Origin of the sequence: Bradyrhizobium retamae (assembly GCF_001440415.1) — a bacterium.
GTDB classification, from domain to species: Bacteria; Pseudomonadota; Alphaproteobacteria; order Rhizobiales; family Xanthobacteraceae; genus Bradyrhizobium; species Bradyrhizobium retamae.
Genome location: NZ_LLYA01000155.1, coordinates 54,902 through 80,820, shown reverse-complemented (window position 1 = coordinate 80,820; position 25,919 = coordinate 54,902). Strand labels below are relative to the sequence as shown.

Annotated in this window: 26 protein-coding genes; 3 read left to right on the top strand and 23 right to left on the bottom strand. The window is 63.0% G+C overall.

Features of this window, described 5'->3' with window-relative positions:
* The first annotated feature begins 138 nt into the window (after window positions 1-138).
* Genes CQ13_RS18665 through CQ13_RS18655 form a run of 3 tightly spaced genes read left to right on the top strand, consistent with a single transcriptional unit; the run spans window position 139 to window position 3,715 of the window.
* The gene (locus tag CQ13_RS18665; protein ID WP_057844300.1) at window positions 139-1,158 is read left to right on the top strand and encodes a sugar ABC transporter substrate-binding protein; all 1,020 of its coding nucleotides are present in this window, start codon (window positions 139-141) and stop codon (window positions 1,156-1,158) included.
* A gap of 6 nt (window positions 1,159-1,164) precedes the next feature.
* Window positions 1,165-2,667 carry a sugar ABC transporter ATP-binding protein gene (locus tag CQ13_RS18660; protein ID WP_057844299.1) on the top strand — a complete coding sequence of 501 codons (1,503 nt, stop codon included), beginning with the start codon at window positions 1,165-1,167 and terminating at the stop codon, window positions 2,665-2,667.
* A gap of 10 nt (window positions 2,668-2,677) precedes the next feature.
* The gene (locus CQ13_RS18655) at window positions 2,678-3,715 is read left to right on the top strand and encodes an ABC transporter permease (RefSeq protein ID WP_057844298.1); all 1,038 of its coding nucleotides are present in this window, start codon (window positions 2,678-2,680) and stop codon (window positions 3,713-3,715) included.
* A gap of 18 nt (window positions 3,716-3,733) precedes the next feature.
* Here CQ13_RS18655 and CQ13_RS18650 read toward each other — a convergent pair whose 3' ends face one another.
* The 23 genes from CQ13_RS18650 to CQ13_RS18540 all read right to left on the bottom strand — a co-directional run bounded on the left by CQ13_RS18650 (window position 3,734) and on the right by CQ13_RS18540 (window position 25,818).
* Window positions 3,734-4,213: a hypothetical protein gene (locus CQ13_RS18650; protein ID WP_057844297.1), complete on the bottom strand. Its 480-nt coding sequence runs from the start codon at window positions 4,211-4,213 to the stop codon at window positions 3,734-3,736.
* A gap of 256 nt (window positions 4,214-4,469) precedes the next feature.
* On the bottom strand, window positions 4,470-5,777 hold the full coding sequence (gene mtnK / locus CQ13_RS18645) for an S-methyl-5-thioribose kinase (RefSeq protein ID WP_057844296.1): 1,308 nt from the start codon (window positions 5,775-5,777) through the stop codon (window positions 4,470-4,472).
* A 141-nt stretch (window positions 5,778-5,918) separates the two neighbouring features.
* Window positions 5,919-6,527, bottom strand: a complete 609-nt coding sequence (locus CQ13_RS18640) for a class I SAM-dependent methyltransferase (RefSeq protein WP_057844295.1) — start codon at window positions 6,525-6,527, stop codon at window positions 5,919-5,921.
* A gap of 21 nt (window positions 6,528-6,548) precedes the next feature.
* Window positions 6,549-6,824, bottom strand: coding sequence for a DUF1467 family protein (locus CQ13_RS18635; protein WP_057844294.1), 276 nt, complete (start codon window positions 6,822-6,824; stop codon window positions 6,549-6,551).
* Window positions 6,825-6,830: 6 nt separating this feature from the next.
* On the bottom strand, window positions 6,831-7,235 hold the full coding sequence (gene mce, locus CQ13_RS18630) for a methylmalonyl-CoA epimerase (RefSeq protein WP_057844293.1): 405 nt from the start codon (window positions 7,233-7,235) through the stop codon (window positions 6,831-6,833).
* Between the two features lie 67 nt (window positions 7,236-7,302).
* A complete protein-coding gene (locus CQ13_RS18625) occupies window positions 7,303-8,973 on the bottom strand; it encodes a ribonuclease J (protein WP_057844292.1) in 1,671 nt (556 codons plus the stop codon).
* Window positions 8,973-9,779: a biotin--[acetyl-CoA-carboxylase] ligase gene (locus CQ13_RS18620; RefSeq protein ID WP_057844291.1), complete on the bottom strand. Its 807-nt coding sequence runs from the start codon at window positions 9,777-9,779 to the stop codon at window positions 8,973-8,975. The genes CQ13_RS18625 and CQ13_RS18620 overlap by 1 nt, the downstream gene beginning before the upstream one ends.
* Window positions 9,780-9,818: 39 nt before the next feature.
* Window positions 9,819-11,258, bottom strand: a complete 1,440-nt coding sequence (gene nuoN, locus CQ13_RS18615) for an NADH-quinone oxidoreductase subunit NuoN (protein ID WP_057844290.1) — start codon at window positions 11,256-11,258, stop codon at window positions 9,819-9,821.
* 66 nt (window positions 11,259-11,324) lie between these two features.
* Window positions 11,325-12,836 carry an NADH-quinone oxidoreductase subunit M gene (locus CQ13_RS18610; RefSeq protein ID WP_057844289.1) on the bottom strand — a complete coding sequence of 504 codons (1,512 nt, stop codon included), beginning with the start codon at window positions 12,834-12,836 and terminating at the stop codon, window positions 11,325-11,327.
* A complete protein-coding gene (nuoL, locus tag CQ13_RS18605; protein ID WP_057844288.1) occupies window positions 12,836-14,899 on the bottom strand; it encodes an NADH-quinone oxidoreductase subunit L in 2,064 nt (687 codons plus the stop codon). Before nuoL ends, CQ13_RS18610 begins: the two co-directional genes overlap by 1 nt.
* A gap of 7 nt (window positions 14,900-14,906) precedes the next feature.
* The gene (gene nuoK, locus CQ13_RS18600) at window positions 14,907-15,215 is read right to left on the bottom strand and encodes an NADH-quinone oxidoreductase subunit NuoK (RefSeq protein WP_028345789.1); all 309 of its coding nucleotides are present in this window, start codon (window positions 15,213-15,215) and stop codon (window positions 14,907-14,909) included.
* Complete coding sequence (locus tag CQ13_RS18595; RefSeq protein ID WP_057844287.1) at window positions 15,212-15,850, bottom strand: NADH-quinone oxidoreductase subunit J; 639 nt, start codon at window positions 15,848-15,850, stop codon at window positions 15,212-15,214. The genes nuoK and CQ13_RS18595 overlap by 4 nt, the downstream gene beginning before the upstream one ends.
* A gap of 9 nt (window positions 15,851-15,859) precedes the next feature.
* On the bottom strand, window positions 15,860-16,354 hold the full coding sequence (gene nuoI, locus CQ13_RS18590) for an NADH-quinone oxidoreductase subunit NuoI (protein WP_028345787.1): 495 nt from the start codon (window positions 16,352-16,354) through the stop codon (window positions 15,860-15,862).
* 7 nt (window positions 16,355-16,361) lie between these two features.
* Entirely contained in the window at window positions 16,362-17,432 is a 1,071-nt protein-coding gene (gene nuoH, locus CQ13_RS18585; protein ID WP_057844286.1) for an NADH-quinone oxidoreductase subunit NuoH, read from the bottom strand.
* A gap of 10 nt (window positions 17,433-17,442) precedes the next feature.
* Complete coding sequence (gene nuoG, locus CQ13_RS18580) at window positions 17,443-19,521, bottom strand: NADH-quinone oxidoreductase subunit NuoG (protein WP_057844285.1); 2,079 nt, start codon at window positions 19,519-19,521, stop codon at window positions 17,443-17,445.
* Between the two features lie 7 nt (window positions 19,522-19,528).
* Complete coding sequence (locus tag CQ13_RS18575) at window positions 19,529-20,017, bottom strand: hypothetical protein (protein WP_057844284.1); 489 nt, start codon at window positions 20,015-20,017, stop codon at window positions 19,529-19,531.
* Window positions 20,018-20,022: 5 nt separating this feature from the next.
* Entirely contained in the window at window positions 20,023-21,348 is a 1,326-nt protein-coding gene (gene nuoF, locus CQ13_RS18570) for an NADH-quinone oxidoreductase subunit NuoF (protein WP_057844283.1), read from the bottom strand.
* Between the two features lie 118 nt (window positions 21,349-21,466).
* Window positions 21,467-22,078, bottom strand: coding sequence for an NADH-quinone oxidoreductase subunit NuoE (gene nuoE, locus CQ13_RS18565; RefSeq protein WP_057844282.1), 612 nt, complete (start codon window positions 22,076-22,078; stop codon window positions 21,467-21,469).
* 3 nt (window positions 22,079-22,081) lie between these two features.
* A complete protein-coding gene (locus CQ13_RS18560) occupies window positions 22,082-23,050 on the bottom strand; it encodes an FkbM family methyltransferase (RefSeq protein WP_057844281.1) in 969 nt (322 codons plus the stop codon).
* Window positions 23,050-24,246: an NADH-quinone oxidoreductase subunit D gene (locus CQ13_RS18555; RefSeq protein WP_057844280.1), complete on the bottom strand. Its 1,197-nt coding sequence runs from the start codon at window positions 24,244-24,246 to the stop codon at window positions 23,050-23,052. Before CQ13_RS18555 ends, CQ13_RS18560 begins: the two co-directional genes overlap by 1 nt.
* A gap of 2 nt (window positions 24,247-24,248) precedes the next feature.
* Window positions 24,249-24,860 carry an NADH-quinone oxidoreductase subunit C gene (locus CQ13_RS18550; RefSeq protein ID WP_057844279.1) on the bottom strand — a complete coding sequence of 204 codons (612 nt, stop codon included), beginning with the start codon at window positions 24,858-24,860 and terminating at the stop codon, window positions 24,249-24,251.
* Window positions 24,861-24,871: 11 nt separating this feature from the next.
* The gene (locus CQ13_RS18545; protein WP_057844278.1) at window positions 24,872-25,462 is read right to left on the bottom strand and encodes a NuoB/complex I 20 kDa subunit family protein; all 591 of its coding nucleotides are present in this window, start codon (window positions 25,460-25,462) and stop codon (window positions 24,872-24,874) included.
* A complete protein-coding gene (locus CQ13_RS18540) occupies window positions 25,453-25,818 on the bottom strand; it encodes an NADH-quinone oxidoreductase subunit A (protein WP_028345777.1) in 366 nt (121 codons plus the stop codon). Before CQ13_RS18540 ends, CQ13_RS18545 begins: the two co-directional genes overlap by 10 nt.
* Between the last annotated feature and the right edge of the window lie 101 nt (window positions 25,819-25,919).

Below are 25,919 nucleotides of genomic sequence, written 5' to 3'. Positions count from 1 at the left end.
AGTCTCCCGGCGCTCATTGATACCGACGATCAAGTCATCCGGTGGCGCAAACGCGCCGAGTGTGAAAGACTGCCTCGATCCGCGGTGCGTGCAATCGACGCCGACGGCCATAACAAACGACAAGCGAGGGAGCAAACGATGTCCGGAACTGACAAAACGGCAACGACCAGGCGCGACCTTCTTCAGGCCGCGGGCGCGGCTGGCGCAGCCACCGCCCTGCTCGGGGGACTGGGTATTAATCCAGCGCTGGCGGCGGCCGCACGTTCAGAGAAACCGTTGAAGGCGGCGTTCTCCAATGCGGGCCTGCAGGCGACCTGGTGCGCCCAAGGCAAGCAGGCGGCGGAATGGTGGGGCAAGCTGTTCAACGTCGAAGTTACCTGGTTCGACGGCCAGCTCGACGCCGTCAAGCAACGCGCGGCGATCGATAACATGGCGTCGCAAAAATGGGATTTCGTCGCCATCCAGGCGTTCGGCATCGGCACGCTGACCCAGCCCGTGCAGAAGATGATCGATGCCGGCATTCCCGTGATCGACATGGACACGCTGATCGCGCCGCTCGATCAGATCAAGGTTCATTCGTTCCTGGCGCCCGACAATGAGTTCATGGGCGCTTCGGTGACCCAGGCGCTGTGCAACGCCATGGGCGGCAAGGGCAAGATCATCATGACGCAGGGCGCGCTCGGCCATACCGGCGCGCAGGGCCGCGCCAAGGGCTTTAACACGGTGGTGAAGCAATTCCCGAACATCGAGGTGCTGGACACCCAGCCCGCGGATTGGGACGTCTCGAAGACGGCGCGGCTGTGGGAGACCTATCTGACAAAGTACCCGCAGATCGACGCGGCCTTCTTCCACAATGACGACATGGCGCTGGCCGCCTACAACATCATGAAAGCGCGGAACCGCACCAACATCCTGATCGGCGGCGTCGACGCCATGCCGCCGGCGATCCAGGCGGTGAGCGAAGGTCGCATGTTCGCGACAGTCCGCAATCCCTCCTGCCGCATCCACGGCGGCGCCATCATTGCCGGCGTGGCCGCGGTGACCGCGGGCGAGAAGAGCGGACAGGGTATTCCAAAGCATGTCATCACCGACGGTCCGGTAGTGACAAAGGCCAATGCCGCCGGCATGCAATGGATGCAGGACCATTTCCTGATCTGAGCCAGCATGCCCGCGGGAGTTAGGCCCATTCTCGAACTGCAAGAGATCACGAAGGCCTTCGGCGGCGTCGAAGCCCTTCGTGGTGTCGATTTTGCGCTTTCTCCCGGCGAGATCCACGGTCTCGTCGGCGAGAACGGCGCGGGCAAAAGCACGCTGATGAAGATCATCGCCGGCGTGCATTCCGATTTTTCCGGCCGCTTTATCCTGGACGGCCGGGAGACCCGCTTCCGCTCGGTGCGCGACGCGCATGCGGCGGGTATCGCCATGGTGCATCAGGAGCTGAGCGTGGCGCCCGATCTGTCGGTGGCCGAGAACGTCTTTCTCGGCAACCAGCCGACCAACCGCTTTGGCTTCGTGCAATGGCGGCGCATGGCGCGCGAGGCCGGCGAGCAACTCAAACGTTTCGGCATCGACGTCGATCCGATGTCGCGGCTCGGCGACCTGCCGATCGGCCTGCAGCAACTGATCGAGATCGCCCGCGTGCTGTTCTCGGGGGCCCGCATCATCATCCTCGACGAGCCGACCTCGGCGCTGTCGCCGCCGGAAGTGGAGCGCCTGTTCGCGACCCTGAAGCGGCTGCGGGATGAAGGCACCAGCATCGTCTTCATCTCGCATTTCATCGAGGACATCCTGCGCGTCTCCGACGTCGTAACGGTGTTCCGCAACGGCAGGAAGGTCGCCGAGACGAGGGCCGCCGATACCAACAAGCCCGCGCTGATCGAGGCCATGATCGGCCATGGCCGCGAGGCGCTGGAGGAGACCTACACGCATGACATCATGCTGCCGCCGCCCGGCGAGAAGCCGGTCGTGCTCAACGCGAGCGGGCTGTCGCTCGCCCGCAGCCTGCGCGACGTTTCGTTCGACGTTCGCGCCGGCGAAGTGCTGGGCATCTACGGCTTTATGGGATGCGGGCAGCTCGAACTGGCGCGGATCCTGTTCGGCAAGCTCAAACCCGACCAGGGCTCGCTGGCGATCGCCGGCAAACAAAAAGCCTTCCGCAGCACGGCCGGCGCGCGCCGCGCCGGCATCGCCTTTGTGCCCGAGAGCCGGCGCGACATGCTGTTCCACCAGGAGCCGGTCTACAAGAACATCTCGATCAGCGTCCTCGACCGCATTTCATCCCTGCTGCTCAAGCCGTCGCGCGAACGCGAGATCGCGAGCCGACAGGTCGAGCAATTGCGGATCCGGCCCGCGGCCGTCGATCTCGATCTCGGCATGCTCTCGGGCGGCAATCAGCAGAAGGTCGCGCTGGCGAAGTGGTTGAGCTATCCGCCGCGGCTATTGGTGCTGTGCGAACCGACCCGCGGCATGGATGTCGGCGCCAAGGACGACGTCATTCACATCGTCAGAGATTTGCGCGCCAAGGGGCTCGCCGTCATCGTGCTCTCCACCGAGCCGGAGACGGTGCTGTCGCTCGCCGACCGCATCATCGTGCTCAAGCGCGGCGCGGTGGTGCGCGAATTTTCCAACGAACGGATCAGCAAGGACCGCCTGCTCGAAGCGGCGTGAGGAGACCGACATGACTTCAGGTGAAAGCGTGACAGTCCCCGCTCCAGATCGCAAACGCCCGCACCGGCTCGCCGTGATGCTGCGCTCCCAGATGCGCAATATCGCGCCGTTCCTGACGCTGATCTGCCTGTTCGGCTTCTTCGCCGCCGCCAGCCCCTCGTTTGCGACGCTGGACAATCTTGGCAACATCCTCACCCAGATATCGGTCACCGGCATCATCGCCGTCGGCCTCACCTTCGTGATCCTGTGCGCCGAAATCGACCTCTCGATCGCCGCGATCGCCAACGTCACCGGCATTGCGGTCGCCTATTTCACGCTGCAGGAATCCTACGTCAACATTGCCAACGTGCCGATGCCCGGATGGGCCGCGATCCTCTTGGCGCTGGCGCTTTGCGCCCTGCTCGGCCTCGTTAACGCCTTCGGCCTGACCGTGATCGGCATCCCCTCCTTCATCATGACGCTGGCGATGATGCAGATCGCCGCCGGCATCTCGGCGCTGTTGGTGCGCGGGCAGATCGCCTACAAGGTGCCGCCGCTGGTCACGACGCTTGGTTCAACGTCGATCGGCGGGATTCCCTGGATCGTGATCGTGGCCGCGCTGATGCTGCTCGGCGGCCATCTGGTGCTGACCTACACCCGCTTCGGCCGCTACGTCTACATGGTCGGCGGAAACCGCGAGGCGGCGGAATATTCCGGGCTCAACGTCAAGCTCATCCTCGGCAGCGTCATGGTGATCTCGGCGGTCTGCGCCGGCATCGGCGGCATGCTCGGCGTCGCGCATTTCGGCAGCGCGCAGCAGAACGAGTTCGACACCTATCTTCTGGATTCGATCGCCGCCGTCGTGGTCGGCGGCACCAGTCTCTTTGGCGGTCGCGGCGGCATCGGCAACACCATCGTCGGCCTGTTCGTGCTCGGCGTGCTCAACAACGGGCTTGACCACGTCAACATCGACAGCTTCCTGAAGATACTGATCCGCGGCCTCATCCTGCTGGCGGCGCTGGTGATCAACGTCTATGCGCAGCGATTGCGGGAACGGACGGCAGAATAGGTCCGGGTGGCCCCCGCTTTACTCCCCGGCTTGAGTTTCGACCATGGCCGGAGCTGCTATCTTATCCTTCATTTCTTCGCAGATCTTGCGTACCTCTGCCGTCACCAGCGAACAGTTCTCGATTTGAAGGAAGACACGTTTAGCCTCCGCGCGGTAGCGCGCTGCAGTCTCCTTCAGTTCTTCGGTCACCGCGAGCGCCTCGCGAGTCATGGCCTCGCATTGCCTGGCCTGTTCAATGAGCTCGACGCCCAGGGCTTCGATGTCTTTCGCGGCGGCCTCATATTCGCGGACGACAGCTTCCGCTGACAGCTTGCCGATCTCCGTGGCCCCGTCGCTATGCTCCACATAATCCGGCATCCCCAAATCCGGAGCGCGTACGGAAGGCGGCGCGAAATCAGTCGGTTGGGATTGGTGAATCGGCAGCTTGCGAAATTCTTCTTCAATCTCGCGTTCAAGATCGAGCGTACCTAAAATCGACGGTTTTGTTGAACGTGCCATGGCAGCGCTCCCTAAATGAAAATGTGAGCAGACAGTACAAATCTTTCGAAATGCGGCTTAGACGGTTAGCTCTCCCGTTGAGGCGAGCAACCGAATTGCTTGGGTAAGCTTGTTATTTAACCTTGATGTCCGCGCTGACGGTTAATTCTGGAACTATCGAAGCTAAGGTCAACCCGAGGGCAAGAACCAGATACCGGACTCCCGGTATCTGCGCCTAAAGCGGACATTGCCCCTCCGTGCGCCGGCGGGACGGCTCTCACCTGGCGAAATCCGGCTGCCAATCGCGGACCTCCCGGGCTGCCTTGGTCACGGCACCGATGGTCGGGAACGAGGCCACGTCCACCATCATGGCGCGCGCCAGCCGCAGGCTGCGCGCCTCGGAGATCGCCCGCCGCTTCGGGTCTTCGATCAGTTCGAAATCGATGTTGTGCGCAAGCCCCAGAATGCGGCGGATGATTTTTGCCGCCGCGAATCCGACGGTATCCTCGAACAGCCGCACCATGTAGGCCTGCCGCTCGGCCTCCAGACGCGCTGCGCCTGCCTCGCCGGAAAACAGCGTTCGCGGATAGGCATCCCCTGCGGCTTGCGTTCGCCACAGCTCCAGGAACTTGCGGGAGAACTCAGTCCAGATACCCTGTACCGTCTCCAGCACCCACGCCTCGAATGCGCGGCGCTCGCTCGGCGAACGCTCGTGGCCGGTGGACGCCAGATAAGCCATCAGCAGATTGGCGATCACCGCGCCGATATCGAAGCCCATCGGGCCATAGAACGCGAATTCGGGATCGATCACCTTCGTTTCGTTTTCCGTCACCATGATCGATCCGGTGTGGAGGTCGCCGTGGATCAGGGCTTCCGGCGCGTTCAGGAATTTCACTTTCAGCCGCGAGATCGCGACGTGGAGGTCGAGGTCTTCGCGAAAGGCCGCCGCGGTCGCATCGAGCCAAGGCTGCGTCCAGCGGTTCTGCTCGGCGACACGGTAGGGATCGGTGAAGATCAGGTCCTCAGTGATCTTGCAGAGCGCATGGTTGCCGGCGAACGCGGCGATCCCCTCTTTCTTCTCGGCGGCTGATACCGCGAGGTCAGACGAAAGAAACAGCGTGCGCGCCAGAAACGTCGTGATGTCCTCGACGAACCGCGGATAAGTGGTGCCCGCCACCAGCCCCTTGCGCATGATGATATGCGGCTCGAGCAGCTCCATGATGACAAGCGCCAGCGCCTCGTTGTGGTGCAGCACATCAGGCACGAGACCGGGCGCCAGCCGCGCCTGATGCGTCAGCGCCAGGTATTCGTAATGCGACCGCGACAGCGGCAGCGGCCAGCTCTCGCCGACGAGGCGCACATAAGGCAGCGCCTGCTTGACGGCGACGCCGCCCGCCGTTCCCTTGACGATAAAGACGAGATTGAGGTTGCCGTCACCGACCTCGCCGATGGACCACGAGGCCGGAGCGCCGCCAAGACGGGCAGCGACCTCGGTAAGTGCTGCGAGGTAATCCCGCAGATCGGCTGCATGCAAAATTCGATATTCGTCCTGTCGCGGATCAGCCAGTGATCGAAGTGAACTCATGCCGGTCTCCCCCCATGCCGGCGCGGGAGTTGCGGTTCACTCCCATTTCAGGAATTTTAGCCGGCCTTTCTTTAACGGATCATAGCCACAAGGTGCGGTCGGCGGCCAGCGTCTCTCACCTCCCACAGCTTACCCAGCGTCTCAAATGAGCTGCGCAAGCCAGACGGTATGGCCGCCGCAGTCGGGGTCCTCGACGACACGCGACACCACGCGAAAGCCATTCTGATCGAGCAATGAACGATATTCGGCGGGGTCGAGGCTTGCATGATACAGCGGCTCGCCTCCAAGACTCCCGATCGCCTCCCCATGCGCGGGACCGCTGGTGAACATCAGCGCCGCGCTTGCCGCGGCGTGCTCCCGAAACACCGGAAACATCCGGCGTTGATCGTTGTGGCAGAGGTGAAAGAAACTGTCCCACGCAAGGATGCCGGAGAACTGCCGCCGCAAGGCAAGTGTGCGCATATCGGCGACGATCCATTCCTGCTTCGGGAAACGCTCCCGGCAGGCGGCGATCATGGCCGAAGAAGAATCCACGCCAGTTATGGGATGGCCGAGACCGATCAGATATGCAGCCATCGGTTCGGCGGAGCCGCAGCCGAGATCAAGGATCGGGCCGGCGGGCGGCAGCAGTGCCCGGAAACGGTCGAGCCAGGGCTTTTCAAACAGGCCGGTGTGCGCGCGGCTCTGGATCCAGTCCTGGGCCTTGCGCTGGTACAGGTCGATGATCCCTGCGGCCTCTTCCGACGCCATCTCTCCCGCCAGATCGAAGTGTCAGAACGGCAGCCCCATCAGCTTCGACAGCCGCTCGATATTCAGATAGCCCTGGTGATAGGCCCACATCCCGATGCCGAAGATCACGCCCGAAACAATCGTGGTCCACATCAGCTTCCAGCCCATCCGCGCCATGACCGGCGCACCGGGATCGGTGCCGGGCGCGCCCTCGCCGTCCTCATGCTGGCTGCGGACGCCGAACGGCAGCGTCGTGAACAGAACGACCCACCACAGCACGAAGTAGATCGCAAGCGCGGTGGAGATGCTGTAAGCCATCGATATTCAAGCCTGTTCGATCTCGACGAGCGCGCCGGAGAAATCCTTCGGGTGGAAAAATAGCACTGGCTTGCCGTGCGCGCCGATCTTCGGCTCGCCGTCGCCCAGCACGCGCGCGCCCTCGCTGATCAGTCTGTCGCGCGCGGCGACGATGTCGGGCACCTCGTAGCAGATGTGATGGATGCCGCCGTCCGCATTGCGCTCGACGAATTTGGCGATCGGCGAGGCCTCGCCAAGCGGCTGGATGAACTCGATCTTGGTGTTGGGCAGCGTCACGAACACGGTGATGACGCCATGCTCCGGCAGCGGCACCGCGCCGGAGATTTCCGCGCCGAACGCGCCACCGTAGATTTTGGCGGCCTTTTCCGCATCCTTGACCGCGATCGCGACGTGATTGAGCCGGCCCAGCATGATTACTCCACTCCCTGCCTCTAGCGCTCCCCGCGAGGACCAGTGTCCGCCCGCAAAATCTTTTACCTCAAACCATCAGAACATGAACGAGGCAAATCGGCTTCTTGCCCCAGTTCTCGGCGATGACCGCGCGCACTGCGCGGCGCACCGATTCCGCGGTCGCGTCCGCATCGCGCCGCCGCGCCCGCGGCAGGCCTTCCACGGTGGAAACCACCACGTCGAACACGATCTCGTCGATAATCTCACCGGCCACGTTCTTCTCGGGGATGCCGACGAGATCAACCTCGGGATCGTCGACCAACTCGCCCTTGTCGGTCATGGCAATCGCCACGAAAGCGCAACCGGCAAAGCCCATCCGGCGCCGTTCGACCACCGCGCGGGATTTGGAATCCTCCAGGATCGCGCCGTCCTTGTAGAGCCGCCCCGACGGCAATTCGTCGATGATGCCGGGCTCGCCGGGCCCGAGCTTGATCAGATCGCCATTACGGCAGGTCATTACCTTCGGCACGCCCGCCGCGCGGGCAAGCTTGGCGTGCTCCGACAGATGCAGCGCCTCACCATGGACGGGGATCAGTATCTGCGGGCGCACCCATGAGATCATGTCGCGCAGCTCGTCGCGGCGCGGGTGGCCGGAGACGTGGACGAGATCGTTCCGGTCGGTGATGACCTCGATGCCCTGAACTATCAGCCCGTTGATGATGGAGCCGACCGCCTTCTCGTTGCCGGGAATGGTGCGCGAGGAAAAGATCACGCTGTCGCCCTTGTTCAGCGTCACCTGCGGGTGGTCGTTGTTGGCGATGCGGGCCAGCGCGGCGCGCGGCTCGCCCTGGCTGCCGGTGCAGAGCGCCAGCACCTTGTCCGGCGGGAAGTGGCCGTAATAGTCGGCGCCGCGAAAATTCTGCACGCCATCGAGATAGCCGGTCTCGCGGGCGACCTGCACCATGCGCTCCATGGCGCGGCCGACCACGACCACCTCGCGGTCGGCGGCCTTGGCAGCGTCCGCCACCGCTTTCATCCGCGCGACGTTGGAAGCAAAGGTGGTGACGGCGACCCGGCCCTTGGCCGCGCCGACCAGCTTCTTGATGGTGGCCGCGACCTCGGTTTCCGAGGGCGAGCGTCCGTCCCGCACCGCATTGGTGGAATCGCCGACCAGCGCCAGCACGCCCTCATCGCCAAGCTCGCGCAGGCGGCGCTCGTCGGTCGGCAGACCGATGATCGGCGTCGGATCGATCTTCCAGTCGCCGGTATGGAGGACGGTACCGACGGAAGTGTGGATCGCCAGCGCATGCGATTCGGGAATCGAATGCGCGACCGGAATGAACTCGACGGTGAACGGCCCAAGCTCGATGCGGCCGCCCGACGGCACCACCGTCATCGGGATTTTCGGCGGGTTACGCTCGGCGGCGCATTTGGCCTCGAACAGCGCAGCGCTGAATTTGGTCGCATAGACCTTGCATTGCAGCTTCGGCCAGAGGTCGATGATTGCGCCGAAATGGTCCTCATGGGCGTGCGTCAGCACCAGGCCCATCAGGTTGTTGCGCTCTTTCTCCAGGAAACGGATATCGGGCATGATCAGGTCGATGCCCGGCAGATGCTCCTCGTCGCCGAAGGAGACGCCGAGATCGACCGCGAGCCAGGACCGCTGGTGGCGGTTGCCGAGCCCGTAGATCGATAGGTTCATGCCGATCTCGCCGACACCGCCAAGCGGCGCAAAGGTCAGTTCATCCGGCCGCGCCATCAGGCAGCTCCCACCGACGCTGCCGCGCCGAAATAGACGTCGCCCGCCGTGATCGGCACCAATTGGCCGGCTGAGGTGCGGACGATCATGCAGCCCCGCTCATCGATGGTGTCGAACGTACCTTCGATCGTCGAGCCCGCGGACTTTATCGCAACCGCCTGCCCAAGCCCTGCCGCACAATCGAGCCAGCGCCTTCGGATTTCACCAAAGCCGCGGCCGTTGTCCCAGATACCAAGAAATTCGACCCAACTGTCCGACAGTGACGAAAACAGCTCCTCGGCGCCAATCTGTACGCCGAGTGCGGCAAGCGAAATCGCCGGCGTAGGCGTTCCCTCCGGCGCGCCCACAACGTTAGTGCCAATGCCGACGACAACGGCCAGATGATTACCCACGGCTTCGGCATCCAGCGATATCCCGACCAGCTTCTTGCCTCCGACGAGAACATCATTTGGCCATTTGAGATCGTATTTGAGGCCCTGCGATCCCGCGCGCAACGCAGCTTCAACACTGACCTTTTGCAGCGCGGCCGCGGTGGCCAATCCCGCGGCGAACCCCAAGGTCGCAGCCGTCGCAGGCGCAACTTCAAGGACCTCGAGCACGCTACTGGCGAGATTGCCGCGCGGCGCAATCCAGGCCCGCTGACGCCGCCCCCGTCCCGCCGTCTGCTCCGAAGTGACGAACCATATCGATCCGCGGTCACCGTCACGCGCCCGCGCCATCGCCTCGACATTGGTCGACCCGACCTGGTCGTAGGCGGCGAGGCGGTAGCCCGCCGATGTGGCTTTGAGACCGAGCGAGAAGGTCATTTCCAATTTCTGCGCATGATCCTCTCCGGGATCATGCGGCTAAAACAGCGACTTCGCCGCGGCCGTGGCGACGCTGACCAGCGGCCCCGGATAGACGAAGAAGAAGATGTTGAAGATACCGGCAACCGCCAGCACCGTACGCAGTTCGATGCGCATCGGTTCGACCTGGCCGGCCGGTTCGTCGAAATACATCAGCTTGATGATGGTGAGATAGTAGAACGCGCCCACCACGCTGGTCAGAACGCCGATGACGGCGAGCGTAAACAGGCCCGCCTTGATCGCGGCCACGAAGACGTACCATTTGGCGAAGAAGCCCGCGAGCGGCGGAATGCCGGCCAACGAGAACAGCAGCATGGCGAAGAAGAAGGCCAGCATCGGGTTGGTGCGCGACAGCCCTGCGAAATCGCTGATCTGCTCGACCGCCTGCCCGTTGCGCTTCATGGTCAGGATGACGGCGAAGGAGCCCAGCGTCATCGCGACATAGATCGCGATGTAGACCAGCACGCCCTGCGCGCCCTCCACTGTGCCCGAGGCAAGCCCGACCAGCGCAAACCCCATATGGCCGATCGACGAATAGGCCATCAAGCGCTTGATGTTCTTCTGCCCGATCGCGGCGAACGAACCCAGCGCCATCGAGGCAATCGCGACGAACACGAGGATCTGCTGCCATTGCGGCACGATGCCCGGGAAAGCGGTCAACGTCACGCGAGTGAACACCGCAAGGGCTGCGACCTTCGGCGCCGAGGCAAAGAACGCCGTGACCGGCGTCGGCGCGCCCTCATAGACGTCAGGCGTCCACATGTGGAACGGCACGGCGGATACCTTGAAGCAGAGCCCGGCCAGCAGGAACACGAGGCCGAACACGATGCCGACGCTGCCGGTCTTCACCGCCGCCGCAATACCCGCAAAATCGACTGTGCCGGTGAAACCGTAGATCAGCGAAGCGCCGTAGAGCAGCATGCCCGAGGACAGCGCGCCGAGCACGAAATACTTCAGCCCGGCCTCGGTGGACTTGGCGTTATCTCGGTTGCTTGCCGCGACCACGTAGAGCGCGAGCGACATCAGCTCGAGCCCAAGATAGAGCATGATCAGGTCGGCGGCCGAGATCAGCACCATCATGCCGAGCGTGGAGAGCAGCACCAGGATCGAATACTCGAAAATGCGCCGCGACGGATCGGATAAAAACTCCGTCGACAGGATCAGCGTCACCGCCGAGCCGATGATCGCAAGGATCTTCAGGAAGCGGGCAAAGTCGTCGACAATGAAGCTGCCGCCGAACGTCGTGAGCTTACCGGCCGGCAGCATCAGCTCCAGCACGCCGGTGACGACCAGCAGCACGACCGCGAGGCTCGTGACGATCTTCGTGGTCCCCTCGCCGCCGCGGTACGCGCCGAGCATCAACAGCGCCATGGCGCCGACGGCGAGCACCAGCTCCGGCAATACCGGCAGCAACTGATAACCTGCACTCGAAAAGCTCATGACGTTCTTATCCTTGGCGCGTCTTCTTCATGCGAACCGGCTTCCACTTCGCTTGAAAACGCTACGTTATTGCGCGACCAGCGCGGCTGCCTTCACGGCAGTCACGGCGGCGTTGTAGTTATTGACGAGTTGCTGAACCGAGGCCGCCGACATGTCGAGCACCGGCTTCGGATAGACGCCGAACAGGATGGTCAGCGCCACCAGCGGGAACAGCGTCAGGCTTTCGCGGGGCGTCAGGTCCTTGATGCTGGCGAGCGACGGCTTGGTCAGCGCGCCGAATACGACCTTGCGATAGAGCCACAGCGCATAGCCCGCCGACAGGATGACGCCGAGGGTGGCAAAGGTTGCGGTCGGGATCGAGACCTTGAAGGTGCCGATCAGCGTCATGAATTCGCCGACGAAGCCGCTCGTGCCGGGCAGCCCGACATTGGCCATGGTGAACACCATGAACACCAGTGCGTAGAGCGGCATCCGGTTGACGAGGCCTCCATAGGCCACGATCTCGCGGGTATGCATACGGTCGTAGACGATGCCAACGCACAGGAACAGCGCGCCGGAGACGATGCCGTGCGACACCATCTGGAACACGCCGCCGGCCACGCCTTGCGTGGTCGCGGCGAAGATGCCCATGGTGACGAAGCCCATATGGGCCACCGACGAATAGGCGATCAGCTTCTTGATGTCTTCCTGCATCAACGCCACCAGCGAGGTGTAAACGATGGCGATCACCGACAGTGAGAAGATCAGCGGCGCAAAATCATGCGACGCCAGGGGGAACATCGGCAGCGAGAAGCGCAGGAAGCCGTAGCCGCCCATCTTCAACAGGATCGCGGCCAGGATCACCGAGCCTGCCGTCGGCGCCTCGACGTGCGCGTCGGGCAACCAGGTGTGCACCGGCCACATCGGCATCTTCACCGCAAACGAGGCAAAGAATGCCAGCCACGCCCACGTCTGCAAGCTGCGCGGCACGGCGGTTTGCATCAGGGTCGGGATGTCGGTGGTGCCGGCATTCCAGTACAGCGCCATGATCGCGAGCAGCATCAGCACCGAGCCGAGCAGCGTGTAGAGGAAGAACTTGAACGACGCGTAGACCCGGCGCGGACCGCCCCAGACGCCGATGATCAGGAACATCGGGATCAGGCCGCCTTCGAAGAACAGATAGAACAGCACGAGGTCGAGCGCCGAAAAGGTGCCGACCATCAGCGTTTCCAGGAACAGGAACGCCATCATGTATTCGCGCACGCGATTGGTAACGGATTTCCAGCTCGCGATGATGCAGAGCGGCATCAGCGCCGTGGTCAGAATCACGAACGGCAGCGAGATGCCATCGACCCCCATGTGATAGCTGATGCCGCTGGCGAGCCAGTTCGCTTTTTCGACGAACTGGAATTCCGCACTTGCGGCATCGAAGCGCCACACCAGAATCAGCGACACCGCGAAGGTCACCAGCGTGGTCCACAGCGCGATCCAGCGCGCATTGCGCTGCGCGGCTTCGTCGTCGCCACGGCTGAGATAGACTACCAGTGCGCCCAGCACCGGCAGGAAGGTGACGACGGAAAGAATCGGCCAGGTTGTCATTACTGGCCTCCCAAGCCGAACATGAACCAGGTGATCAGCCCCGCGACACCAATCAGCATCGCAAAGGCATAGTGATAGAGATAGCCGGTCTGGATCCTCACCACATTGCGGGTGACGTCGAGCACGCGCGCCGAGACACCATCCGGGCCGAAGCCGTCGATGACGAAACCGTCGCCCTTCTTCCACAGGAAGCGGCCGAGCCACTTCGCCGGGCGAACGAAGATGATTTCATAGAGCTCGTCGAAGTACCATTTGTTGAGCAGGAACTGGTAGAGCATCTGGTGCTGGTTGGCGAGCTCGACCGGCAGATATGGCCGGCGGATGTAGAAGACATAAGCGATATAAAGGCCAATCCCCATCATGACGGTCGGCAGATAGACGATGGTCTTCGGAATGTGGTGCATCTCGTCGATGATGTTCGGATGCATCTTCAGAGATTCGCGGAAGAACTCTCCCACACCGTGGCCGGCAAACAGTTCGTAGAACGGGAAACCGGCCAGGATCGATCCGGCGGCGAGGATGCCGATCGGGACCAGCATCCACATCGGCGACTCATGGGCGGCCTCGTAATGGTGCTGGTCGTGCGGCTCGCCGTGGAACGTCTTGAAGATCAAGCGCCACGAATAGAACGAGGTCAGGCCGGCCGCGATCACCGTCATCGCGAAGCCGTAGTACCCGAACGGGTTGTGCGCCACATAAGCCGACTCGATGATCGCGTCCTTGGAGAAATAGCCCGCAGTCAGCGGGAAGCCGGTCAGTGCCAGCGTGCCGATCACCATCACTGCATAGGTGTAGGGGATCTTGCGCCACAGCCCACCCATATTGCGGATGTCCTGCTCGTGGTGCATCGCGTAGATCACCGAGCCCGAGCCTAAAAACAACAGCGCCTTGAAGAAGGCGTGGGTGAACAGGTGATACATACCGACCGAATAGGCTCCTGCTCCCATCGCCACGAACATGTAGCCAAGCTGCGAACAGGTCGAATAGGCGACGATGCGTTTGATGTCATTCTGGACGAGGCCGACGGTTGCGGCGAAGAACGCGGTGGTGGCGCCGAAGAACATCACGACGGCCTGCGCGTTGGGCGCCAGCTCGAACAGCGGCGACAGCCGCGCCACCATGAATACGCCCGCCGTCACCATGGTCGCGGCGTGAATCAGCGCCGAGACCGGGGTCGGACCTTCCATCGCGTCCGGCAGCCAGGTGTGCAGCAGGAACTGGGCTGACTTGCCCATCGCGCCCATGAACAGCAGCAGGCAGATCAGCGTCAGCGCGTCGGCGTGCCAGCCGAAGAAGTCGATGGTCTTGCCCGAGAGCCCCTGCGCGCCGGCAAAGATGGTCTCGAAATCCGTGGTATTCAGCAGCATGAAGACGGCGAAGATGCCGAGCGCAAAGCCGAAGTCGCCGACACGGTTGACCACGAAGGCCTTGATCGCCGCCGCATTTGCCGACGGCTTCTGGTACCAGAAGCCGATCAGGAGGTAACTCGCCAGACCGACGCCCTCCCAGCCGAAGAAGAGCTGGACCAGGTTGTCCGCGGTCACCAGCATCAGCATCGCGAAGGTGAACAGCGAGAGATAGGCGAAGAAGCGCGGCCGGTGCGGATCCTCGTCCATGTAGCCGATGGAATAGAGGTGCACGAGCGAGGAGACGGTGTTGACCACCACCAGCATCACGGCGGTCAACGTGTCGACGCGCAGCGCCCACGACACCTGCAGATCGCCGGAATTGATCCAGGGAAACAACGCGATCCGCGCGTCATGGTGCATGAAGCCGACATCGACCAGCGTCACCCAGGAGAGCGCGGCGGACACGAACAGAAGTCCCGTCGTGATCAGCTCGGCCGCCCGCGAACCCTGAGCCGGCGGCTCGGAAACGTGATGATCGTCGTGACCGTGATCGTCATCGCCATGGGCCTCGGCAGCGTGCGCATGATCGCCATGGCCGTGGTCGTGATGCTTGACCTCATCGCCACTCGGGTTGCGCGCATGCGCCCCGAAGATCGCGATCAGGCCAGCCAGAATGGCACCCAGCAGCGGCAGAAAGACGATTGCCTGAACCATAGCTGCTTTAGCCCTTCATCAGATTGACGTCTTCAACCGCGATCGAACCGCGGTTGCGGAAATAGACCACGAGCACCGCGAGACCGATCGCGGCCTCAGCCGCCGCGACCGTCAGCACTAACAGCGCGAACACCTGGCCGACGATGTCGCCGAGGAAGGTCGAGAACGCCACAAGGTTGATGTTGACGGCCAGCAGGATCAGCTCGATCGACATCAAAATGACGATGATGTTCTTGCGGTTCAGGAAGATGCCGAGGATCCCGATCGTGAACAGGGTGGCGGCGACCGCGAGATAGTGGCCCAGACCGATCGTCATTTCACCCACTCCGCCGCGTCCGTATCCTGCAGCCCCTGCCCCGACGCCACCTTACGCACGGCCATCGCGAGCTCCGGCGTACGCGCGTTCTGCACGTTGATGTCCTGCCGCTTGACCTTCGCCTTGTGGCGCAGCGTCAGCACGATGGCGCCGATCATCGCGACCAGAAGCACCATGCCGGCGATCTGGAAGTAATGGATGTACTTCGTATACAGCACCAGCCCGAGCGCCTCGGTGTTGCTGAGATTGGCCGGAATCGCCGCCGTGATCGATTTCGCCGTGTCGGGATTCATGACCCAGCCGCCGGCAACCAGTAGCAGCTCGGCGAGGAAGATGCCGCCGATCACCAGACCGATCGGCAGATATTCGATGAAGCCCTCGCGCAGCTCGGTGAAGTCGACATCGAGCATCATGATCACGAACAGGAACAGCACCGCGACCGCGCCGACATAGACCACGATCAGCATCATGCCTAGAAATTCGGCGCCCATCAGCACAAACAGGCCGGACGCATTGACGAAGGCCAGGATCAGATACAGCACCGAGTGCACGGGATTGCGCGAGACAATCACCATCACGGCCGAGGCCACGCAGACGCCGGCGAAGAGATAGAAGAACAGTGCGGGAAGGATCATATCCTCACCTCACCGGTACGGCGCGTCGAGTTCGATGGCTTTCGCAATCTCGCGCTCCCAGCGGTCGCCGTTGGCGAGCAGTTTCGCCTTGTCATAATAGAGTTCCTCGCGGGTCTCGGTCGCGAATTCGAAATTCGGTCCCTCGACGATGGCATCGACCGGACAGGCTTCCTGGCACAGGCCGCAATAGATGCATTTCACCATGTCGATGTCGTAACGCACGGTGCGGCGGGTGCCGTCATTGCGGCGCGGCCCGGCCTCGATCGTGATCGCCTGCGCCGGGCAGATCGCCTCGCACAGCTTGCAGGCGATGCAGCGCTCTTCGCCGTTCGGGTAGCGGCGCAGCGCATGTTCGCCGCGGAAGCGCGGCGAGATCGGGTTCTTCTCGAACGGATAGTTGATCGTCGGCTTCGGCTTGAAGAAATAGCGCATGGCGAGAAAGAACGCCGATACGAATTCGCTCAACAGAAGCGCGCGGGCCGTTGCGTTGACGTTGACACTCATGATGGCCTCACTTCGGCGCAATGCCGGCGAACTGCAGCACCCCGGCCACAATCACCACCATCGCCAGCGACAGCGGCAAAAACACCTTCCAGCCGAGCCGCATCAGTTGATCGTAGCGGTAGCGCGGCACGATCGCCTTCGCCATCGCGAACAGGAAGAACATGAAGAACAGTTTCAGCGCGAACCAGACCACACCCGGGATCCAGGTGAACGGCGGCAGCGCCACCGGCGGCAGCCAGCCGCCGAGGAACATGATCGTCGCCAGCGCGCACATCGTGGTGATCGCGACGTATTCGCCGAGCATGAACAAGAGATACGGCGTCGAGCCGTATTCGACCATGAAGCCGGCCACCAGTTCGGATTCCGCTTCCACCAGATCGAACGGCGGACGGTTGGTCTCGGCCAGCGCCGAGACGTAGAACACCACGAACATCGGGAACAGCGGCCACACATACCAGTTCAGGATGGTGAGCTGCGGCAGCCCGATCAGACTGGCGAAACCGCGGGCATTCTGCGCTTCCACCACCGCCGAAAGGTTGAGCGAGCCGGCGCACAACAAAACCGTGATGATGACGAAGCCGATCGAGACTTCATAGGAGACCATCTGCGCCGCGGAGCGAAGCGCCGCCAGGAACGGGTATTTCGAGTTCGACGACCAGCCGGCCATGATGATGCCGTAGATCGACAGCGACGAGATCGCGAAGATGTAGAGAACGCCGACGTTGATATTGGCGATCACCCAGCCGGCATCCATCGGAATGACGGCCCAGGCGGCCAGCGCCAGCACGCAAGACACCAGCGGCGCCAGCAGGAACACACCCTTGTTGGAGCCGGACGGGATGATCGGCTCCTTCAGCACGAACTTCAAAAGGTCCGCGAAGGATTGGAGCAAGCCCCAGGGACCCACCACGTTGGGGCCGCGGCGGATTTGCACCGCCGCCCAGATCTTGCGGTCGGCGAGCAGGATGTAGGCGATCGCAATCAGCAGCACGACGAGCAGCAGCAGGCTCTGCGCGACCATAATGATCAGCGGCCAGAGGAAGCCGGTCCAGAACGAGCTTGCGAAGAATTCAGCCATCAGATCACGCTCACTCCGCTGCCGTCAGCATTTTCCCGGACGCCAGCCGGGAACATTCCGCCATCACCGCCGAGGCCCGCGCGATGGGGTTGGTCAAATAGAAGTCCTCGACCGAACTCTTGAACGAGGTCTTGTCGAGCTTGCCGCCCTTCTTGCCTGCAAGCGCCTTGACGTCACTGGCGTTGCCGGGCTCGATCTGGTCGATCCGCATCAGATGCGGGAAGGCCTTGAACAGCGCCTGGCGCAGCGCCTGCAGCGAGTCATAGGGCAGCTTCTTGCCGAGCACATCCGACAACGCCCGGACGATCGCCCAGTCCTCGCGCGCCTCTCCGGGCGGAAACGCCGCACGGCTGGCGATCTGTGCCCTGCCCTCGGTGTTGACGTAGAGGCCGGACTTTTCGGTGTAGGCCGCGCCCGGCAGGATGACATCGGCGCGGTGTGCGCCGCGGTCGCCATGGGTGCCGATATAGACCACGAACGTGCCGTCCGGCACCTTCACCTCATCCGCCCCCAACAGGAACAGCACGTCGAGCGTGCCGAATGTCGTCATCTGCGCCAAATTGAGGCCACCTGCGCCTGCCGCAAAGCCGACATCGAGCGCGCCCGCGCGCGAGGCGGTATCCTGCAAAACGGCAAAGCCGTTCCAGCCGTCCTTGAGCGCGCCCGTGCCTGCCGCGACCTTGGCCGCCAGCGAAAGCACCGCCGCCCCGTCATGGCGCGCCAGCGAACCGGCGCCGACCAGCACGATCGGGTTCTTGGCAGCCTTCAGCACCTCGACGAAGGAATGCTTGCCGCTGGCGAGTTCGCCAAGCGTATCCGTGCCCGCGCCGAGATAGTCGTAGTCGTAGGTCAGATCGGCCTTGGCGCCGACGAGAGCCACCTTGAGCTGACCCGTGCGCCAGCGCTTGCGGATCCGCGCGTTGAGGACGGCTGCTTCCTTGCGCGGGTTGGAGCCGATGATCAGGAGCGCATCGGCCTGCTCGATGCCCACAATCGTCGGATTGAAGATGTAGGTTGCCCGTCCTGCCTTGGGGTCGAAGGCGTCACCGCCCTGCACCGCCAGATTGCTGGAGCCGTATCGGCCCAATAGATCCTTGAACGCGAACATCTCCTCGACCGCGGCGAGGTCACCGGCGATGGCTCCCATCCGCTTGCCGTCGCTCATCCTGACCTTGGCAGCGACCGCCGCGAAGGCCTCCTGCCACGACGCGGCGCGAAGCTTGCCGTTCTCGCGGACGTAGGGCCGATCGAGCCGCTGCGTACGCAGGCCGTCGACGACGTGACGGGTCTTGTCGGAAATCCATTCCTCGTTCACCGCCTCGTTGATGCGTGGCAGGATCCGCATCACCTCGCGGCCACGGGTATCGACACGGATTGCGGAACCGACGCCATCCATGACGTCCACCGACTGCGTCTTGCCGAGCTCCCACGGACGCGCGGCAAAAGCATACGGCTTCGAGGTCAGCGCGCCCACGGGACAGATATCGACGAGGTTGCCCTGCAGCTCGGAAGTCAGCGCCTGCTCCAGATAGGTCGTGATCTCCATGTCCTCGCCGCGCCCGGTGGCGCCCATTTCCGGCGTGCCGCAGACTTCGGCAGAGAAACGGACGCAGCGCGTGCACTGGATGCAGCGGTTCATCGAGGTCTTGACCAGCGCGCCCAGATATTTGTCCTCGACCGCGCGCTTGTTCTCGGCAAAGCGAGAGGTGTCGACGCCATAGCCCATCGCCTGGTCCTGCAGATCGCACTCGCCGCCCTGGTCGCAGATCGGGCAATCCAGCGGGTGGTTGATCAGCAAAAACTCCATCACGCCTTCGCGTGCCTTCCTGACCATCGGCGAACGCGTGGAAATTTCCGGCGGCTCGCCCTTGGGGCCCGGCCGGCAATCGCGCACGCCCCAGGCGCAGCTTGCGACCGGCTTCGGGCCGCCCTTGATCTCGACGAGGCACATCCGGCAATTGCCGGCGATCGACAGCCGCTCGTGGTAGCAGAAGCGCGGGATTTCGGCGCCCGCGGCCTCGCACGCCTGCAGCAGCGTGTACTCTGCGGGCACATCGATCTCTTTGCCGTCGATGATCAGTTTGGTCATTGCTGTCTCAAGTCTTTCCCAGCTTGCAGTCTGGCGGTGTAACGCTGGCGGTCTTCATCGCCGCCGTGATCCATCGCTGAGTCTCGGCGCCATAGGTAGCGAGATAGGCCGGCTGCGCCGCGTTCTTTTCGCACAGGAACGGCAGATGCGGCTTCAGATCGTAATCGCAGGACGCCAGCCACTCGCGCTTTCCGGCGAACGCGCCGATCGCTTCCTCGCAGGCGTAGAGGAAATACGTGACGAAGCTCTCGTACTGAACCTGCTCATCGCCGCCGGCCGCCTTGATCTTCTCGTAGTCCGGCTGCGCGAACTTCGGATTCTTGAACGCCAGATCAGTGTAGCCCAGAAACGCCTGCCGAGCGCTGGAAGCGCGGTTGCCGGTGCGGATCTCGTTGATCTGGAACAGGATCGCAACAAAGCCGAGCAGCGCCACGGCCGCCTGCGCCATCTGCGCCAGCGTTCCGTATCTCTGCCACCAGAAGCTCGGTTGCGCCATCTGCCCTACTCCGCCGCGACCATATGCGCGGGATCGCGCACGCCGACGTCGTGCCGGTCGGCCCTGTGCGAATACTGGTCGATGCGTTCTTCGATCTCGTGACGGAAATGCGCGATCAGGCCCTGGATCGGCCAGGCGGCGGCGTCGCCGAGCGCGCAGATGGTGTGGCCTTCGACCTGCTTGGTCACCTCCAGCAGCATGTCGATCTCGCGCTTGTGTGCCCGGCCCTCGGCCATCCGCGTCAGCACCCGCCACATCCACCCGGTGCCTTCGCGGCACGGCGTGCACTGGCCGCAGCTCTCGTGCTTGTAGAAATAGGAGATCCGCGCGATCGCCCGGATCAGGTCGGTCGACTTGTCCATAACGATCACAGCGGCGGTACCGAGGCCGGAACGCAGCTTGCTAAGGCTGTCGAAATCCATCGGCGTGTCGATGATCTGTTCGGCCGGCACCATGCGCACCGACGAGCCGCCGGGGATCACGGCTTTCAGATTGTCCCAGCCGCCGCGAATGCCGCCGCAATGGCGCTCGATCAGTTCGCGGAACGGAATCCCCATCGCCTCTTCGACGTTGCAGGGTCGCTCGACATGACCGGAGACGCAGAACAGCTTTGTGCCGACATTGTTGGGCCGGCCGATCGCCGCGAACCACGCCGCCCCGCGCCTGAGGATATCGGGCGCAACGGCGATGGACTCGACATTGTTGACGGTGGTCGGGCAGCCATAGAGACCGACATTGGCCGGGAATGGCGGCTTTAGCCGCGGCTGGCCCTTCTTGCCCTCCAGGCTTTCCAGCAGCGCCGTCTCTTCGCCGCAGATATAGGCGCCGGCGCCATGCGCGACGTAGATATCAAACGGCCAGCCGTTGATGTTGTCCTTGCCGACCAGCTTCGCGTCATAGGCCTGGTCGATCGCGGCCTGCAGATGCTCGCGCTCCCGGATGAATTCCCCGCGCACATAGATGTAACAGGCATGCGCGCCCATCGCGAAGCTCGCCAGCAGGCAGCCCTCGACCAGAAGATGCGGATCGTGCCGCATGATCTCGCGGTCCTTGCAGGTGCCGGGCTCGGACTCGTCGGCATTGACGACGAGGTAGCTCGGCCGGCCGTCGGTCGATTCCTTCGGCATGAACGACCATTTCAGCCCGGTCGGGAAACCCGCCCCACCGCGACCGCGCAGGCCCGACGCCTTCATTTCGTTGATGATCCAGTCGCGGCCCTTGTCGATAATCGCCTTGGTGCCGTCCCATGCGCCGCGGCGGCGCGCACCTTCCAGCCCCCAATCGTGGAGGCCATAAAGGTTCTTGAAGATGCGATCCTTGTCGTCGAGCATGACTTGAAGCTTCCTCAGATCAGCGATTGGACTGCGCGCAGGCGAGCCCCGGCACAGCGTGACTTCTCCATCATGCGGCCCCTCTCCGGCCGGTTTACGGACAATGTAGCGTCACGCCTCATGTGGATTCCTTCAGCGTCGTCGGCCCGCCCACAGGCGCGGAGAACTGACGGTCGATCTGCGGTCCGGGCTTCGGCGGATTGCCCGAGGCAAAGCCGTCCAGCACCTTGCCAAAGCTTTCCTTGGTCAGGTCCTCGTAGGTGTCCTTCCAGATCTGCACCATCGGTGCATTCACGCAGGCGCCGAGGCACTCGACCTCTTCCCAACTGAAATTGCCGTCCTTCGACAGATGGAAGGGCTCGTGATGGATGCGGCTCTGGCACACCTCGATCAGGTCGCCGGCGCCGCGCAGCCGGCACGGCGTGGTGCCGCACACCTGCACATGGGCCTTCTTGCCGACCGGCTGCAACTGGAACATGGTGTAGAAGGTCGCCACTTCCAGCACGCGGATGTAGGGCATGTCGAGCAGGTCGGCGACCACGCGGATCGCGGCTTCCGAAACCCATCCCTCATGCTGCTCCTGCGCGCGCCACAGGATCGCGATCACGGCGGAGGCCTGACGACCCGGCGGATACTTTGCGATCTGGGCCTTGGCCCAGGCGAGATTCTCATCCGTGAACGTGAAGCTCGCGGGCTGCAATTCCTTCGGTGCGAGGCGGCGGACGGACATCGTTCAGTCTCTCATTGCACGCGGGCGCGCGGCCTTCGCATTGAGCGCATCGATCCGGGCGAGCCAGAATGCGCTTGCGGTGCCGAACACGTTGTAGCCGACATGGGTTGAAACCTTGATCCGATCCAGAATCGAAAGGTCGGTCACGGTTTCAAGGCGATGGCTGCGCGGATCGTAGACGATCAGCTTCAGCGGGGTCTCTTCGAGGATGTAACGCGATACGGTATGCTTGGGATCGTTGCCGTGCTCCTCGCACAGGAAGACACTGTCGATCTGCATCAGCCGCGCGCCACCCTTCATGGCCTCGATCTCGACGCCCTCGACATCGAGCTTGATCAGGTATTTTCCATCCGAGGCGACCTTGCCGTCATCGAGCAGATTGTCGAGCGCGATGACCGGCACTTCCTCGCCGTCCGACTGAGCGCCGGCGATGCTGAACGCCTCATGCTTGGTGCCTGATAGCCGCGCGGTGCCGCGCGCGGCGCCGATCGCGCATTTCATCGCCTCGAAACGGTTGCCGTTGATTTTGGCGTTGTTGGCCAGCTTCGGGAAGTTCTGCCCCGACGGTTCGATCGCGATCGCCTTGTGCAAGCCGAACGGCTTGCTCGACACCAGGACCGACCAGTAGCCGTAATTGGCGCCGCAATCGAGCAGCGTGTAGTCGACGTCAGCGGAGTCCTTGAACAACAGCTCGAGCTCGTCCTCGTAGCTGTAGGTGCGGTTGAGCAGCTTGCTCCAGTAGCCGTCGCCATAGGGAAATTCGAAGATGGCGTCGGGATTGAGCCTGATCTGGATGCCGCGATCGGGCAGCGTGGTGCGCAACAGATTGGCGCAGAGATTGTAGCCGCGATGAGAAAAATTCGACGCCACCTTCGACCCCAGTGCCAGCGCCACCGCAGCCAAATGCTCCCACGCGTTCGCACCCTCGAGTACGCCCGAAGCCCGGTCAAACTGGATGGGCGCCTGCGCCATCACCGATCGACCTCTCCGAACACGATGTCGAGCGAGCCGAGAATGGCCGAGACGTCGGCGAGCAGATGGCCGCGGCAGATGAAATCCATCGCCTGCAGATGGGCAAAGCCCGGCGCGCGGATCTTGCACTTGTAAGGTTTGTTGGTGCCGTCAGAGACCAGGTAGACGCCGAACTCACCTTTCGGCGCCTCGACCGCGGCATAGATCTCGCCGGCCGGCACGTGCACGCCCTCGGTATAGAGCTTGAAGTGGTGGATCAGCGCTTCCATCGAGCGCTTCATCTCGCCGCGCCGCGGCGGCGCGATCTTGTTGTCCTCGACGACGACAGGCCCCTGCCCGTCCGGCGAGTTCAGCTTCGCGATGCACTGCCTCATGATGCGAACCGACTGGCGCATCTCTTCCATGCGGATCAGGTAGCGATCGTAGCAGTCGCCGTTCTTGCCGATCGGAACGTCGAAATCCATCTCGGTATAGCACTCGTAAGGCTGCGCCTTGCGCAGGTCCCAGGCCGCGCCGGAGCCGCGCACCATCACGCCCGAAAAGCCCCACTCCCAGGCCTGCTGCAGCGTCACCACGCCGATATCGACGTTGCGCTGCTTGAAGATGCGGTTGCCGGTCAGCAGCGTGTCGAGGTCGGCGACGACCTGCAGGAATGGATCGCACCAGGCGTCGATATCGTCGATCAGTTTCTGCGGCAGATCCTGGTGCACGCCGCCGACGCGGAAATAAGCCGCATGCATGCGCGAGCCGGAGGCGCGCTCGTAAAATTGCATCAGCTTTTCGCGCTCTTCAAATCCCCACAGCGGCGGCGTCAGCGCGCCGACGTCCATCGCCTGCGTGGTGACGTTGAGCAGGTGCGACAGGATTCGGCCGATCTCGCAGTAGAGGACGCGGATCAATTGGCCGCGTCGCGGCACCGTGATGCCAAGCAGCCTTTCCGCCGCGAGACAGAACGCGTGCTCCTGGTTCATCGGCGCGACGTAATCGAGCCGATCGAAATACGGGATCGCCTGGAGGTAGGTCTTGTGCTCGATCAGCTTCTCGGTGCCGCGGTGAAGCAGCCCGATATGCGGATCAACGCGCTCGACGACTTCGCCGTCGAGTTCCAGCACAAGCCGAAGCACGCCGTGTGCAGCCGGATGCTGCGGCCCAAAGTTGATCGTAAAGTTACGAAGGTTTTGCGGTTGCTCGTTCATGGTCAGGCCTTCGGCTCAGCCTTCTCATCGCCGGGCAGCGGATAGTCCGCGCCTTCCCAAGGCGAGAGGAAATCGAATTTGCGGAATTCCTGGTTGAGGCGGACCGGCTCGTAGAGCACCCGCTTCTCCTGGTCGTCGTAGCGGACCTCGACGAATCCGGTGAGCGGGAAATCCTTGCGCAGCGGATGGCCGTCGAAGCCGTAGTCCGTCAGCAGTCGCCGCATGTCGGGGTGGCCGGTGAAGATCACGCCGTAGAGGTCGTAGGTCTCGCGCTCGAACCAGTCGGCGCCGGGAAACACGTCGATGATCGAGGGCACCTGCGTGGTCTCGTCGGCTTCCGCTCGCAGGCGGATGCGCTCGTTCAGCGTCGGCGACAGCAGATGATAGACCACGTCGAAACGCTTCTCGCGGCTGGGATAGTCCACCGCCGTCACGTCCGTGAAGTTGACAAACCGCAATAAGGGATCGTCGCGCAGATACTTGACGACCTCGACGATCTTGCTCGCCTCGACCGTGACGGTGAGCTGGTTGAACGCGACCGTATGGGCAGTGGCCGCGCCCGGAAGCGCGCTAACAATCGTCTGCCCAAGGGTGTCGAGCTTGCCGTCGTCCATTACCTAAAACCTTAGCGTTCGATGGTCCCGATGCGCCGGATCTTCTTCTGCAACAGCAATATGCCGTAGAGCAGCGCCTCCGCCGTGGGCGGGCATCCGGGCACGTAGATGTCGATCGGCACGATGCGGTCGCAGCCGCGCACCACCGAGTACGAGTAGTGATAGTAGCCGCCGCCATTGGCGCACGACCCCATCGAGATCACGTAGCGCGGCTCGGGCATCTGGTCGTAGACCTTGCGCAGCGCCGGCGCCATCTTGTTGGTCAGCGTGCCCGCCACGATCATCACGTCGGATTGGCGCGGCGACGCGCGCGGCGCAAAGCCGAAGCGCTCGACGTCGTAGCGCGGCATCGACACCTGCATCATCTCGACCGCGCAGCAGGCGAGGCCGAACGTCATCCACATCAACGAGCCGGTGCGCGCCCAGGTGATCAGATCGTCGGCGGCGGCAACGAAGAACCCTTTGTCGGAAAGCTCGTGATTGACCTCGAGGAAGAACGGGTCGTTGGCCCCGACCGGCTTGCCGGTCGAGGGATCGAGAATGCCCTTTGGTGCCTGCGCGATCGCGGGCGAAGAGCCTATAGTTGTCGGGCTCAATCCCATTCGAGCGCGCCTTTCTTCCACTCATAAGCAAAGCCGACCGTGAGGACAGCAAGGAACACCATCATGGACCAGAAGCCGGTGGCCCCTAACTTGCCGAACGCCACCGCCCACGGGAACAGGAACGCCACTTCGAGGTCGAAGATGATGAAGAGGATCGCAACCAGATAGAAGCGGACGTCGAACTTCATGCGGGCATCGTCGAATGCGTTGAATCCGCATTCATAAGCGGAGAGCTTTTCCGGGTCCGGCTGCTGGAACGCGACCAGGAACGGTGCGATCAGGAGCGCCAGACCGATCAGGCTCGCCACCCCGATAAAGACCACAAGTGGCAGGTAATCTTGCAGGATGCCGTTCATCGGCGGTGCCTTTTCCTGCGGATTTGGCCGCAGATTCGTTAATTGGAATTATTCTTGGCTTAGCGCAGCGCAACAGAGGGCGCAAGACGAGCCGGTTTCAC